The 13,917-nt window shown below is 34.5% G+C and carries 13 protein-coding genes and 1 pseudogene; 10 read left to right on the top strand and 4 right to left on the bottom strand.

What is annotated here, in order from left to right:
• Positions 1-46 precede the first annotated feature (46 nt).
• Together cobD and CLOLE_RS17180 are read left to right on the top strand one after the other, a co-directional pair.
• Positions 47-1,141: a threonine-phosphate decarboxylase CobD gene (cobD, locus tag CLOLE_RS17185; protein WP_013658385.1), complete on the top strand. Its 1,095-nt coding sequence runs from the start codon at positions 47-49 to the stop codon at positions 1,139-1,141.
• A 409-nt stretch (positions 1,142-1,550) separates the two neighbouring features.
• Complete coding sequence (locus CLOLE_RS17180; RefSeq protein WP_013658384.1) at positions 1,551-1,826, top strand: cysteine-rich small domain-containing protein; 276 nt, start codon at positions 1,551-1,553, stop codon at positions 1,824-1,826.
• Positions 1,827-1,884: 58 nt separating this feature from the next.
• Here CLOLE_RS17180 and CLOLE_RS23985 read toward each other — a convergent pair whose 3' ends face one another.
• Entirely contained in the window at positions 1,885-2,403 is a 519-nt protein-coding gene (locus CLOLE_RS23985) for a peptidylprolyl isomerase (protein ID WP_334290686.1), read from the bottom strand.
• Between the two features lie 48 nt (positions 2,404-2,451).
• Positions 2,452-2,814, bottom strand: a pseudogene (locus CLOLE_RS23980) (copper amine oxidase N-terminal domain-containing protein); the annotation flags it as partial.
• Between the two features lie 284 nt (positions 2,815-3,098).
• Between CLOLE_RS23980 and CLOLE_RS17170 the strand changes: the two are divergent.
• The 5 genes from CLOLE_RS17170 to CLOLE_RS17150 all read left to right on the top strand — a co-directional run bounded on the left by CLOLE_RS17170 (position 3,099) and on the right by CLOLE_RS17150 (position 6,838).
• Entirely contained in the window at positions 3,099-3,776 is a 678-nt protein-coding gene (locus CLOLE_RS17170) for a carbonic anhydrase (RefSeq protein WP_013658382.1), read from the top strand.
• A gap of 153 nt (positions 3,777-3,929) precedes the next feature.
• A complete protein-coding gene (gene cobT / locus CLOLE_RS17165) occupies positions 3,930-4,970 on the top strand; it encodes a nicotinate-nucleotide--dimethylbenzimidazole phosphoribosyltransferase (protein WP_013658381.1) in 1,041 nt (346 codons plus the stop codon).
• A 105-nt stretch (positions 4,971-5,075) separates the two neighbouring features.
• Positions 5,076-5,636, top strand: a complete 561-nt coding sequence (gene cobU / locus CLOLE_RS17160) for a bifunctional adenosylcobinamide kinase/adenosylcobinamide-phosphate guanylyltransferase (RefSeq protein WP_013658380.1) — start codon at positions 5,076-5,078, stop codon at positions 5,634-5,636.
• A gap of 11 nt (positions 5,637-5,647) precedes the next feature.
• The gene (gene cobS, locus CLOLE_RS17155) at positions 5,648-6,418 is read left to right on the top strand and encodes an adenosylcobinamide-GDP ribazoletransferase (protein WP_013658379.1); all 771 of its coding nucleotides are present in this window, start codon (positions 5,648-5,650) and stop codon (positions 6,416-6,418) included.
• A gap of 63 nt (positions 6,419-6,481) precedes the next feature.
• Entirely contained in the window at positions 6,482-6,838 is a 357-nt protein-coding gene (locus CLOLE_RS17150; RefSeq protein WP_013658378.1) for a DUF6483 family protein, read from the top strand.
• A gap of 82 nt (positions 6,839-6,920) precedes the next feature.
• Here the strand turns inward: CLOLE_RS17150 and CLOLE_RS17145 are convergent, their stop codons facing one another.
• Positions 6,921-9,068: an endo-1,4-beta-xylanase gene (locus tag CLOLE_RS17145; protein ID WP_013658377.1), complete on the bottom strand. Its 2,148-nt coding sequence runs from the start codon at positions 9,066-9,068 to the stop codon at positions 6,921-6,923.
• Between the two features lie 170 nt (positions 9,069-9,238).
• Positions 9,239-10,993, bottom strand: coding sequence for a methyl-accepting chemotaxis protein (locus CLOLE_RS17140; RefSeq protein ID WP_013658376.1), 1,755 nt, complete (start codon positions 10,991-10,993; stop codon positions 9,239-9,241).
• Positions 10,994-11,233: 240 nt separating this feature from the next.
• On the opposite strand from CLOLE_RS17140, the gene CLOLE_RS17135 reads away from it, so the two are divergent.
• The 3 genes from CLOLE_RS17135 (at position 11,234) to hpf (ending at position 13,808) form a co-directional block, all read left to right on the top strand.
• On the top strand, positions 11,234-12,157 hold the full coding sequence (locus CLOLE_RS17135) for a DMT family transporter (protein ID WP_013658375.1): 924 nt from the start codon (positions 11,234-11,236) through the stop codon (positions 12,155-12,157).
• 299 nt (positions 12,158-12,456) lie between these two features.
• Entirely contained in the window at positions 12,457-13,002 is a 546-nt protein-coding gene (locus tag CLOLE_RS17130; protein WP_013658374.1) for a QueT transporter family protein, read from the top strand.
• Between the two features lie 272 nt (positions 13,003-13,274).
• Positions 13,275-13,808: a ribosome hibernation-promoting factor, HPF/YfiA family gene (gene hpf / locus CLOLE_RS17125; protein WP_013658373.1), complete on the top strand. Its 534-nt coding sequence runs from the start codon at positions 13,275-13,277 to the stop codon at positions 13,806-13,808.
• Positions 13,809-13,917: the final 109 nt, after the last annotated feature.

The following is a 13,917-nucleotide window of genomic DNA, read 5'->3' as shown; positions in this document are numbered from 1 at the left end:
AATTTACATACTGCATGTAATACACTAAAAAGAGGAGAAAGAATACATGATTAATCTAGGACATGGGGCAAATAGTGCTGAAATGGCAGCACTTTATGGGAAGAAACAAGAGGAACTTATAGATTTTAGCTCAAATATCAATCCTTTTATGAGTGAGCACTTGGTCAATTCAGTACAAAGTGCCTTAAAAAGTTGCCAAAACTATCCGGATATTCATTATACTAAGCTTAGACAAGTACTTAGTCAGTATCTAAGCTGTGAGATGAAGCAGATTATACCTGGAAATGGTGCTACGGAAATCATGTACTTACTAATGAAAACGCTAGGGGAGAGTAGTAGGCAAAAGGAGGAGCCTTTTAGATTAGGTATTATAAATCCTACCTTTTCTGAATATGAAAGAAGTGCCAAGCTAAATGGTTTAGAAATTGTGCCTTTTCAGTTAAAAGCATCTACAGAGTTTGATCTAGAAGTAGAAAAGCTTAAAGCAAGGCTTCATCAAATAGATGGCTTATTTATTTGTAATCCTAATAATCCAACAGGGAACAGCTATAGCTTAGCTTCTATTGCTAAACAAATGGAAGAAATGCAAAAGCTACTCATTGTAGATGAAACCTTTATGGAGTTCGTAGAAGAGGAAGCAAAATATAGCTTAATACCATTAGTACAGTGTAATAATCAGCTCATTATTATTAAAGCTGTTACTAAGTTTTTTGGGCTACCTGGCTTAAGATTAGGCTATGGAGTAACAAGCAATAAAGCTTTATTAAGAGGAATGTATCATTTTAAAGAGCCATGGACGGTTAATGGTTTTGCTGAATACTTAACCCCAGTTTTATTAGAGGATAAAGTTTTTCAAAAGAAGACAAAAGCCTATTTCAAGGAAGAACGTAATCATCTATTAGAAGCTTTAAGGACGCTCCCTAATATAAAGGTTTATGCTACAACTACTAATTATATATTAATAGAACTTAAGACGATGACAAGTCAAGAATTAAAAGAACAGATGATCATAAAGTATAATATTCTTATCAGAGATGCTTCTAACTTTAAAGGGCTAAATAAGCATTTTATTAGGGTAGCCATTAAAGGCAAGGCAGATAATGACAAACTATTAAAGGCTATGTGGGAAATTGTAGGATAAAGATAGCAATTTGTCTGAGTGTTTATGAGACATGCTACTGGGCGGAAATGAGAGGCTAAGGACTACTTTCCGGAATTCCGCTCTGTATTTTTTGAAGCACGTGTGAAAGATCATTGAATTCAAACATTGGTACTAAAACCCATAAAAAAGTTCACATTGTCGTTACCCTTTTTTCACGCCGTTTCATTGTCCTGGATGTTTATGAGGTCAATAGCGTTTATGAAAATGAGTGGGTATGGGTGCCTGGAGTAGTGACTTAGTGCTTTTAAAAATGTGAACCGGAACAACGGAAGGTACCCATACCCACTCATTTTCTCCCAGACGTATTTCTCGTAAACGTCCAGACAAAATTTTATTTGTATAGATGAATAGTCTAAAAAGACATAAGTAATAAAGGAGAAAATAATATATGGAAAACTATAAATTTATGCAGAATAAAGCATGCGAGTATTTCCCTTGTCATAAGCTTAAGAATGAGAAGGAATTTAACTGTTTATTTTGCTATTGTCCACTTTATACATTGAAGGATCAGTGTGGTGGTCATTATGTGTATTTAGAAAATGGGATTAAGAGTTGTCAGGCTTGTACGAAACCTCATGATAAGGATGCTTATGAGCATGTGATGAAAAAGATGAAGGATCTTATGGAAATGGGTAAGAGAACTCATAATGAGATAGGAAAATAGTAATATTTAGTATAACAGCCGATTGAAAAACTAAGAAGCTTCAATCGGCTGTTAAAATTTATTTGTCTTCAATTTTAATAGGTGTTGTAACCTTAAGAGCACCCAGGCTTACACGTATACTTTCAATGACAATATCTTTAAGAGGTTTATCTTGATTATTGGTATCTACGAGTTGAATTTTTTCAATAATATCAAGGCCAGAAATGACCTTTCCAAAAGCGGCATATTGGCCATCTAAATAGGTACCATCAGAAGACATAATGAAGAATTGGCTACCTGCTGAATCAGGATTCATTGCTCTGGCCATAGAAATGACACCTTTTGTATGAGAAAGGGTATTAGTGGTAAAACCATTAGAAGAAAACTCACCAGCAATACTATAACCAGGTCCACCAGTACCATTACCATTAGGATCTCCTCCTTGGATCATAAAATCTTCAATGACACGGTGGAAGATCAGTCCATCATAGAAGCCACTATTAGCTAAGGTAATAAAATTATTAACTGTATTAGGTGCTAAGTCAGGGTAAAGCTCTAGAGTAACAGTACCATAACCTTTAATTTTTAAGGTGGCAATAGGTAAGGCGTTGTTATTCTCAGGCTGAGTAGTGATAGCTATTAGATTCTGCTGACTAATCCAGTTCACCTGACAATCTAAATTTTCACTAATAAAACGTAAAGGAACCATGGTAGTATTGTTAATTACTTTAGGTGCTGTTTGAAGCTTAGAAGTGACACCATTTACCTTAACAGTAGATTGACCCAGAGTAAGTATCATAGTGGCATTCGTTTTACTAATGATAATTTCTCCATTTACAGCATTATAATTGACTTTGGCACCAAGATTTTCACTAATAACACGAAGTGGTACTAGTGTTGTTCCATTTTCTTGAATAGGAGCAGCGGTGCTTTGAAGCGGTTTACCATCTAAAGTAAGTTGAATATTTTTAGCAAAGCAAGGAATAGATAATAAAGTTAGGGTAAGCATGAGACTAAGAAATAACAGCGATTTTTTTAAATGAGTTATGTACATCTACAAAGATTCCTCCTTTTAAAGTGTAAGTACTTAATGAATTCATTATAGCATTATTTTCTAAGGCTTGACTACTTATGAAGTACAGCTTGATATCATTTGAATACATATGGAGTAGAAATGTAGAATTAAGGGAAAAAATGTAAATACATATAGAGGATTAGACGACACAAAATACGCGATTTAGGAAAAAGGCTGTGCTAATATATTTCAGAAAATACTGAAAAGGAGAACTTTAAATGAAAAAGTTTGCAGTGACATTTACGTTATTAATAATGGTAACCTTCGCAGGATGCTCAAATAATAGTACAGCCGTTCAAAGTCAAACAGTTGAAACTACAGTTAAGACATCAGATGAAGCGCTAGCTTTATTAAAAGCAGGTAACGAAAGATTTTATGAAAATGAATCTAGGCAAGTGAATATTAATGCAGAAAGAAGAGAAACTTTAACTAAGGGACAGGACCCTTATGCCGTAATCGTGGGATGTTCAGATTCTAGAGTAACACCTACTCATTTATTTAATGCAGGTTTAGGTGAACTTTTTGAAATTCGTACAGCTGGTAATGTGTTAGATGATACGACTTTAGGGTCTATAGAGTATGGCGCCGAACATTTAGAGACACCATTGATAGTAGTATTAGGGCATGAAAACTGTGGAGCGGTAACAGCAACCTACGATGCTGTTGTTAAAAAGCAAGAGGTAGAAGGACATATAGCAGATATTGTTAAGAGGATTACACCTAGTATCACAGAAACAAATGCCTCTTCTGTAGAGGATGCTATTTATCAAAACATAAAGGATGTAGAAGAACAGATTAAAGAAGATGCAGTAATTAAAGAGCTAATAGAAGAAGGTAAAGTCAAAGTAATAGGTGCCTATTATAACTTAAATGGAAAAGTAACCTTCTTAGATTAAGAATCAATAAGAAGTAGTTGATACATACAAAAGGGTCTATTGCATAATTCAATAGGCTTTTTTATGCTATACTATATATCGAAGAGTGTAGAAATATTAATGAATTAAGTTAGAACTCTATAGAAGTAAAAAATAAAAGAAAGAGATAAGATTATGGCGCGTTTAGAAGAAACCTTAAAACAAATTCAACCTTTAAATAAAGATATAATGGATAGAGCACAGCAAAAGATAGACCTTTTAAGCAAACCTTTAGGAAGCCTAGGTTATCTGGAAAATTTATGTGTGCAGCTAGCTGGTATTTATGAAAGCGTAAGCTTTAATATGGAGAAAAAGACTGTAGTGGCTTTTGCAGGAGATCATGGCGTCTATGAAGAAGGCGTAGCAGCAGACCCCCAGTGGATAACAAAAGCGCAGATTCCTAATTTTGCATCAGGCATTTGCGCAGTGGGGACTTTAGCAAAGTATATGAAGGCAAACGTTATTGCAGTAGATGTTGGGGTGAATTGTGAAGAAAAATTAGAAGGCGTATTAGATTATAAAATTAGAAAAGGTACCTCAAATATCCATAAAGGCCCTGCCATGAGTAGGGAAGAAGCGGTAAAAAGTATAGAAATAGGTATAGAGGTAGCAACAAAGGCTATTGATGAAGGAAGTAGAGTATTAGCGATTGGAGAAATGGGTATTGCTAATACCACACCTTCGAGTGCCATTATTTCTGTATTTGCAAATTGTGATCCTAAAGAAGTGACAGGTAGAGGAGCAGGTTTAACACCAGAAAAAGTGGGACATAAAGCTAATATTATTAGAGAAGCGATTGCTCTTAATACACCAAATCAAGAGGATGCTATAGATGTACTAATGAAGGTAGGAGGCTTTGAAATTGGTGCTATGGCAGGTGCTATTTTAGGTGCAGCAGCTTATAGAGTACCAGTCATTTTAGATGGTTTTATTTCTTATGCCGCAGCACTTTTGGCTAAAAAACTTCATGAAGAAGCAGCTTCATATATGATTGCATCCCATTATTCAGCAGAACCAGGAACAGTAAAAGCACTGGAGTTATTAGGATTAAAAGCTATTTTACATTTAGATATGAGACTCGGAGAAGGTTCAGGGGGAATCTTACTTTTCCCTCTACTAGACACAGCTAATTATTTATATGAAAACATGGCAACAAGAGCAGCTAGTAAATGCTAAGGTTAAAATACTGTCATGTGATAGAAATATGGATTCCTATTATGTTTTAGTGATAGAATGACTAGAGATGGTGGGAAAGAGATGCAGTTAGAAAGAGGTTAGAAAATGAGCAAAATAATTCTTGTAACAGGTGGTGCTAGGTCTGGGAAAAGTAGTTATGCAGAGGCACTTTGCAAAGCACAAAATAATCAAACAGCTTATATCGCAACAAGTATTCCTTTTGATGAAGAAATGAAAGAGCGTGTAAGAAAGCATCAGGAAATGCGTCCTAGTGAGTGGACAACTTATGAAATATATGAAAATATAGCAGGACAAATAGAGGAGATTGCCAAGGAGTATCAAACAGTTATTTTAGATTGTGTGACGCTGATGGTGAATAACCTTATGTTTAAAGAACACCTAGATTATGATCAGCTTTCAGAAGAAGAGGTCAATCAGTTAGAACAAATGATTAAGGAAGCGTTTATAAAGCTTCTAGAAGCAGTTAAAGAAACAGAGCTTTATTTTGTTTTAGTAACTAATGAAATAGGGTTATCTCCAGTAGCTGGTAATAGACTTACTAGAATCTACACAGATATTATTGGACGTATGAATCAGCTAATTGCAAAAGCAAGCGACGAAGTTTATTTTGTAATAAGTGGCATTCCTATGAAAATCAAAGGGTAATGGGAGAAAAAATGAAAAGATTAATAGGTATTATGCAGTTTATGACGAGGCTTCCTATACCAGTGGATACAGGGATAGATGAAGAGTTTCATAAAAGTATGATTTATTTTCCCGTAGTAGGCTTAGTTTTAGGTTTGTTCTATTATGCTATGGGAATAGTGAGCCAAGAGGTATTTAATACGTATATTGCAACTATCATCATTTTAATAGGTGAAGTCATCTTAACAGGGGGACTCCATTTAGATGGATTAGGTGATACCTTTGATGGCCTTTATAGCTACAGAGACAAAGAACGTATGTTGGAGATTATGAAAGATTCAAGACTAGGAACCAATGCCCTTCTAGCCATTTTACTTGTTTTATTGCTTAAAGCAGGCTTTATATATACCTTGCTAGAACAAGGCCTGCTCTGGGTTATTTTACTCATGCCAGTTGTGGCTCGCAGCATGCAAGTAATAGCTTGTTATAAAACAAAGACTCCTAGAGAAAAAGGCATGGGTAATCTCTTTATCGGTAAAGTAAGTACACCATATTTAATAGGAACAATCCTCATTATGTTAGGCATTATAGGAATAGTCATATTTATAGTAGGAGAACTAACGCTGCCAAGCATCTTGATGCAGTTAGGAAGTGTGTTACTTCTTATAATAGCTGTTAGGTTATTTGTTCGCTCAATATACAAGAAGATTGATGGCATAACAGGTGACATTCTAGGCTGCATTTGCGAATTAGCAGAATTAGGTTATCTAGTCTTAATATATGTAACATATATCAGCTTTTAACTTGAAACAATAAAACAAGTAGTATAGAATGTTAGAAAAAATACTAAAGGAAGTGTTTAAACCGTGTTAAAAAACGATTATATTTTAACTCAAATAGAAGGTTTAGCAAGAGCGATAGCTAAGATATTTTTTAATAAAGAAACTGTTGTTTATGAAGCAGAAGAGGAAGAAACACTTACGGATGAACTTTATCTACGCCTTAAAGAGATGGTAGGTAAGGGGGAGATCAATGAGGCTGAAAATATACTTTATGAACATATGAATACTGCTGATTTACGTTACTTAGCATTAATGGTGGATTTTTATAATCAGTTAAATAAATTAGATGAAGCATTTTTAGAGGAACATGATTATGGGAAGGATGAAATCTTACAAGGTTTGAAAGATGTGGCTAGCCACTATGGTGTACCTCTAAATTAATAAAATAGCCGGCTGACTTAGTGATGAACACTAAGTCAGCCGGCTATTTTATTTTTAGTAGGAACGTGGCAAGGGGGACCTACTACTTTATAGTTATGCCGTCATAAACAATTTCTATAGCACCAGCCTTAAAATTGGTATAGCTTGACCAATCTTGTTGGTTAAAGCGAATATCAAATTTTAAGCCAGCCTCAGAAGGGGAGAGGGTGACGGCATCCTTAAAGCTAATTTCAAGATACCCATCATTAAAGGTTCCTTTAACGGAAGATGTATAATTCACATACCAAGGAGCTTTATTCAAGGTAATGCCAGCAGTATCACACCAGAAAGATTGAGGCGTATTACCATCTTTTGTATAGTAATAGCGAATCTTAAGTAATGATAAATCAAGAGGTGCAGTACCACTTGCTGTAACAGTATATTGTTGAGCAATAGAGCCACCGATTTGATTTTTAACGGTAACTATTGGAACAACTGTTTCACTAGGATCCACAGGGTCTACAGGGTCTACAGGATCTACAGGGTCTACAGGATCTACAGGGTCTACAGGATCTACAGGGTCTACAGGGTCTACTGGATCCACAGGATCCACTGGTGTGGTATCACCTATAACACCCCAAAAAGCAGGTTTTGCTTTGAAGTTAGCATCGAATAAAAGTGGTGCTTGACTACTTCTCCAAGATTCGGAATCTATTGTACCCCAAACAACAGCGGCATTAATATCTATGCCTTCTTTCTTTAGCTTTTTAAGCACATCCATAAAGGCTTTATATCTTGTGCCTTGAGCTGTAAAGCCAGAGGTAGAAAGGTCTGTTGTTGTAATGTCTAATTCAGTAACTTCTATTTTAACACCTAAAGAAGCATATTTTCTTACAGCTGTTTCAAATTCACTTACACTTGGACTATACATATTATTATGTTGTTGCATACCAATCACATCTAAGGTACCATTAGCAACTAGTTTTTTGCAGAGTTCATAAATATACTTACTTTTACCAGATTCACACTCGTTATAGTCATTGTAAGCTAATAAAGTGCCGCTAGGCGCGTATTTACGAGCATATTCAAAAGCTTTTGGAATAAAGTCTTCACCTATTACCTGCATCCATAAAGAAGTAGTGGTACTAGCTACAGTACCAGGATTTCTATAACCGTTAGAGGTACTTGGGTCAATGGCTTCATTAACAACGTCCCAACTATAGAACTCTATATCTGGATATTTAGCTTCTAATGTTTCAAATACAGTTTTAATATAATTTTCTAATCTCTGAAGCATAACCTCTTTAGATACTAAAGGGGCATTGCTATTAGTAGAGTAGTTCTCAGCAAAGAACCAACGAGGTGTTTGTGCATGCCAAACGAGAACGTGACCACGCATTGGAATATGATTATCTCTTGCAAAGTTAAGAATAGGAGCAGCTTGAGTTAAGGAAATTTGAGGAGAAGTTTGATCTCCAGTAGCTTCCATATAAGCAACCGTTGCCCCGTGGTCCAAAATGGCATCAGGTTTCATTTCATTGCCACAAGTTAAACTATCAAAATGCTTTAAGATTAAATCTTTGTTAGATTGGCTTAAAGTATTAGCAGTAATAGCAGTACCAAATTTAAAATAACTATTATAAGCTTCTTTAATAGAAGGAATATCTGTTTCAATCTTAGCATCCTCTAAGGCCTGGACAGTAACATTATCTATATAGAAATCCATGGTACCGCCTTCAACATAGAGTTTAACAGCATCCATACCACCTGTGTAAGTATAGGTACCCTCTAATAATGTCCAGTTACCTTTTGTGGCACTTTTAGAAACAATATTCTTATAAGTTTCGCTGCTGCCTGTAGGTGTACAAGCTAGTGATAGTGTTAGGGTTTGGGTATTACTAGCAGTGGTATCATTGTACATAACCCAAGCTGAGAAGCGATAGGTTTTTCCTTCCTGAAGAAGACTAGTAATATTGCAAGAAGGTCCATTCCAACTACTTTTTCTACTAGTAACCTTTAAGCTTTGACTACCTTTGTAAGCTGCATCTGTAGCAATAGCAACTGTTTCATCGCCTCTAGGCCCCCAACCTTCTTCATCTGTTTCAAAGTCGAAATTAAAAGAAGTGTCACTTAAGGTAGAAGCATAAATATTGGTAGGATTGATATTGGTATATAAGCTAAGAGGCATGGAACTAGTAGCAGTTAATAGAGCAGCAGTGAATAATCCCAGTTTTTTTGCTTTTTTATTCATATTTTTTCCTCCTATGTAATAAGTTGATGATTGTGATTTAATATTGCCATAAATTAAATGAATTTAAAGTACTCTACGACATAATGTAGGATTTTTTGTACTAAATGGTATGAGATAGATATATGGAGGAAAAGAAAGAAGCTGTTGCACTTAATGCAACAGCTCTTGATTTAAAGTTTGAATCGTTCAATTAATTTATGGAGAGAGTGAGAAAGTTCAGCTAGGGTCTTACTAGAGTTAAGTAATTCTAGAATAGAAGCAGATTGTTCTTCTATACAGGCAGATGCTTCCTCAGTGGCAGCGGCATTAGATTGAGCTACCAAAGCTAGATCATGCATGGTTTCATAAAGTTCATTTTTCTTAGTAGTTAGTAGCTCGCTAGAATGATGTAGGAGTTCAGCCATTTTTGTAGATTCCTGAATGGCATTAGCGATTTCTTTATATTTAGTTTCTGTAGTGATAACACTTTCTGATTGAATAGCCAGGGTTTCTTTTACTTTGCTAGTAGTGGCTACAGCATTACTAGCATCAGCTTGAAGAGTGACTACCAAGGCATCAATCATTTTTGTAGAGGCAGCTGTTTGTTCTGCTAATTTACGAATTTCTTCAGCAACTACAGCAAAGCCGCGGCCGTGTTCACCAGCTCTGGCTGCTTCAATCGAAGCATTAAGGGCTAGTAAATTCGTCTGAGAAGAAATACTGGTAATTAAATTACTAACTTCACCAATCTGAGAAGAGCTTTCGTTAGTTTTCATGATGCTAGCATATACATCGGAAACATGAGCATTACTTTCGCTAGTCTTAGCAGTCAGGGTTTCAATAATACTTAAGCCAGTAGTAGTAAGGGCAGAAATCTTTTCAGAGAGTTCATTAAGAGCATCAACACTGTGGCTATCTTGGTCCAATAAATCTCCTAAATCTTTAAGTTTATTTAAACCTTCAGTGGTGCTACTAGCTTGGTCTGAAGCACCTTGAGCAATTTCTGTAGTAGAACGTGCAATTTCATCAGTAGCAACAGAGGTTTCAGAAGAGTTGACACTAAGCTGAGTAGAAGAGTCAGCTACCATTTTAGAAACACCTTTAATTTCTTGAACCATATTTTTTAGGTTATCTTGAATATCTATTGTTGCCCGTGCTAAATCACCGACTTCATCTGGGCGTGTGATATATGTATCAGGTAAGCTTTCGCCAATTTCATAACTAGCAATTTTCTTAGCATGATTAATGACAATTTGAATAGGTTTTGTAATAGATCTAGATAGAAGAATTGCAATAATAAGACCTAATAAACAGGTAAATATAATACCGATAGCAATGGATAAAGTAGAAGATTGGATACTACTGCTAATGACAGCCAAAGAATCTTTAGTTGCAACACCTAGAAAAAGGATACCAATTATAGTACCATTAGAATCTTTTAGAGGTTCATAAATAGTAAAGTAATTCTCATCTAATATCTTTGCATAGCCGACATATTCTTCACCACTATTCACTGTACTATAAGCAGCACTAGAAGTATCTAAATAGGTATTGATTGCTTTTTCACCTTGCTCATTTAATACATTAGTATTTACTCGCATGAAACCTTCACTATTTTTGACAAATAAAGTAGCATATACATCTAAGTCTTCTCCTAAAGTTTCGATCATTTCATCTTCAGACGTAATAGGCTCACCAGAAGAAGTAACTAGAACATTATCCTTAAGAGCAATATCTCCATAAGCATTATATAAATAACGGTTTGCTACTTGAATATTAGTACTGAGTTGCTTATTAAGTAAAAGTTCCTGAAGGTCGGTAAGCGATTGTTTGGCACTAGAAGTAGAGAATATCCCCATGAGTACCATCGGAATTAAGCTAACTAGCACAAACATGAGCATAAGTTTGCGGCTTAGCTTTAACTGAGAAAGTTTAAAATGATTCATATTAATCACCCCTTTTAAAATATTATATCATAAGGTTGAGAATAATTTAAAATAACATCAAAATAAGTGAGGGTTTTAGTGCGAATTATATAAATGGTAAAAAAATACACGACATAATATGTAAAAAAACGACAATAATATGGAGAATGCACAAAAATTGAAAAATAAAACTTTTATAAATAAAGTAAATGAATTATATTATTTAAGTATATGTACATAAATAATGGAGGATGACAGGCGATGACTAATACAAAGAATATACCTAAAGGCATAGGAGATTTACTCCTTTTAATAACAGCAATTGTATGGGGTGGAGGGTTTATAGGTGTATCTAAATCTCTAGATACCTTATCACCTTTTTATATGATAGCGATTCGTTTTGCTATCGCAAGTGTTTTGATGATTATATTATTTTGGAAGAAATTTAAAGCGATTAAAAAAGAGGACCTCTTACCTGGCTGTATGATTGGTACCTTTTTATTTTTAGGTTTTACCTTTCAAACAGTGGGAGCTCTTTATATTAGTGTAGGAAAATTATCCTTTTTAACTGCATTAAATGTTATTATTGTTCCTTTTCTTACTTTTGTTGTATTTAAACAACATATTAAAAAATACAACCTTATAGCAGGATTAATTGCTGTAGTTGGCTTTGGTTTTTTAAATTTAAATCAAGAAGCAGGTTTTAGCATTGGTGTTGGAGAGCTTTTAGGCATTTTATGTGCCGTATTTTTCGCAGCTCACATTACTGTATTAGGTCAGTATGCAGATAAAATGGATGCCATTGTATTAGCTATTTTACAAATGATTACTTGCTGCGTTTTAGGCTTTATTTGTGCCTTATTATTTGAAGAGCCGCCTAAGGCCATTACTATGGAAATGGCTATACCTGTTGTTTATTTAGGTGTATTTAGTAGCTTTTGTGCGTTTCTTTGCCAAACGATAGGGCAAAAATATACTTCAGCTTCAAGAGCAGCTATTATTTTATGTATGGAATCTGTATTTGGGACAGCATTATCTGTACTTATTTTAAAAGAAGCATTAACACTTCAAATGATTATAGGAGCTACTCTGATTTTGGCTGCTGTAATAACAGCTGAGTATATGCATGTGAGAAGTGAAAAATCGGAAACAGCTAAAGAACAATTAATAATTAATAATGAATAAAGAACAGCAGTTATTCTTAGAGGGCAACTAGCTTGAAAAATGAAGAGGAAGAGAGTATAATAATTAAGCTAGTAATAATATGCAGACAGTTCGAAAGCCTCCTGTCTTTAAACAAAACTACGGTAAATAATAAGATTAACAAACGGTGAGATAGAGTTTTCTTAAAGAAAGCTCTGTCTTTTGATGCACCGCTTGCAATACATTTATCGTAGGAACTTATTCCTACGATTTTTTATTTGTAAGAATAATCTATTAATCATTTACCTCGGCTAAATTTATTTTAAAAAGGGGAAATCAAAATGATGAAAACAAAGATTACTACCAAACAGCTTGTGCAAATAGCTTTAGTAGCAGCTATTTATGCCGCATTAACAGGATTATTTATGACTATTAGCTTTACACCACTTCAGCTACGTTTATCAGAGATTATGGTATTTTTAGCTTATTTCAATCCGCTTGCTACAATTGGTTTAACTTTAGGATGCTTTTTAGCTAATCTTTTATTTTCACCAACACCTGTGCTGGATTGTATCTTTGGTACTTTAGCAACTTTAATAAGCGTAGGTGCTATCAGCTACACAGCTAAAATCTTCAAGGGTAGTAAGAAAGGTATTTGGGTTGCTTCTATCTGGCCAGTAGTATTTAATGCCATTATTGTAGGTGCAATGCTTTACTTCGCAGGCTTTAGTCTGCCAAGTGAACACGGGGCAGTAGTAGCGCTAATTTCATCCATGGCAAGTGTAGGCCTTGGTGAATTTATAGTCGTTATGGTAATGGGTATTCCTGTCACACTACTAGTTATGAATAAATATAAAAAAGCAATTGGCCAATTTTTACAAGCATAAGAAGGTGTAATACGCACCATTTTCATAGATCAGATTGAAAAGGTGACGATTTTAATCTAGAAAATCGTCACCTTTTATTTTTACAAAGCTTTATAACAAATAATTATAGAGCATCTCATTTTAATTCATACTAAATTTATATTGGAATTTTAAACTAAATTTAAAAATATACTATAAAAAAGAGGAAAAGCGCATCATGTGTAGAATAATTATAGTATAACCCTATGATATTAAAGACAGAGACTTCATAGAGTTGAAAGGAGAGATGCAATATGAAATACAACATTAGTGGAAAAAACATAGAACTAACAGCAGCACTAGAAAATGCAGTGGAGGAGAAAATCGTTAAATTAGATAAATATTTTAATGATAGTGTTATGGCTCAAATTACACTTAGTGTAGAAAAATTAAGTCATATTATTGAGATTACTATTCCTTTTAACGGCTCAGTACTAAGAGCAGAAGTTGAAGGCAAGAATATGTACAATATTATGGATGATGCCGTAGCAGTAATAGAAAAGCAAATCAATAAGTATAAGAATAGATTAAGAGATAAACATAGAAATACAGTTAGTGAGTTCACACCAAGTTTCTTAGAAGAAGATGAAAATGATGGAGTAACACTCAAAATTGAAAAAACAAAGAAATTTGCTATTAAGCCTATGAGTGCAGAGGAAGCAGTACTTCAAATGGAATTAGTTGGACATAATTTCTTTGTATACTTAGATGGTGAAACAGAAGAAGTTAATGTGGTTTACAAGAGAAAAAATGGCACATATGGTCTTATCGAACCTGTATTAGAATAAAAATGGTAGCTAAGGGGTGTAAGAGCTAAAGCTTGCTCTTACACCCTTTTTTGTATGCAAGTTAGATAATATAAACACTTTAAACGTAAAACTTGAAAAGAAGTGCGTT

Origin of the sequence: Cellulosilyticum lentocellum DSM 5427 (genome assembly GCF_000178835.2) — a bacterium.
GTDB classification, from domain to species: Bacteria; Bacillota; Clostridia; order Lachnospirales; family Cellulosilyticaceae; genus Cellulosilyticum; species Cellulosilyticum lentocellum.
The sequence above is the reverse complement of the archived record's forward strand: the minus strand, read 5'-3'. Positions and strand labels throughout refer to the sequence as shown.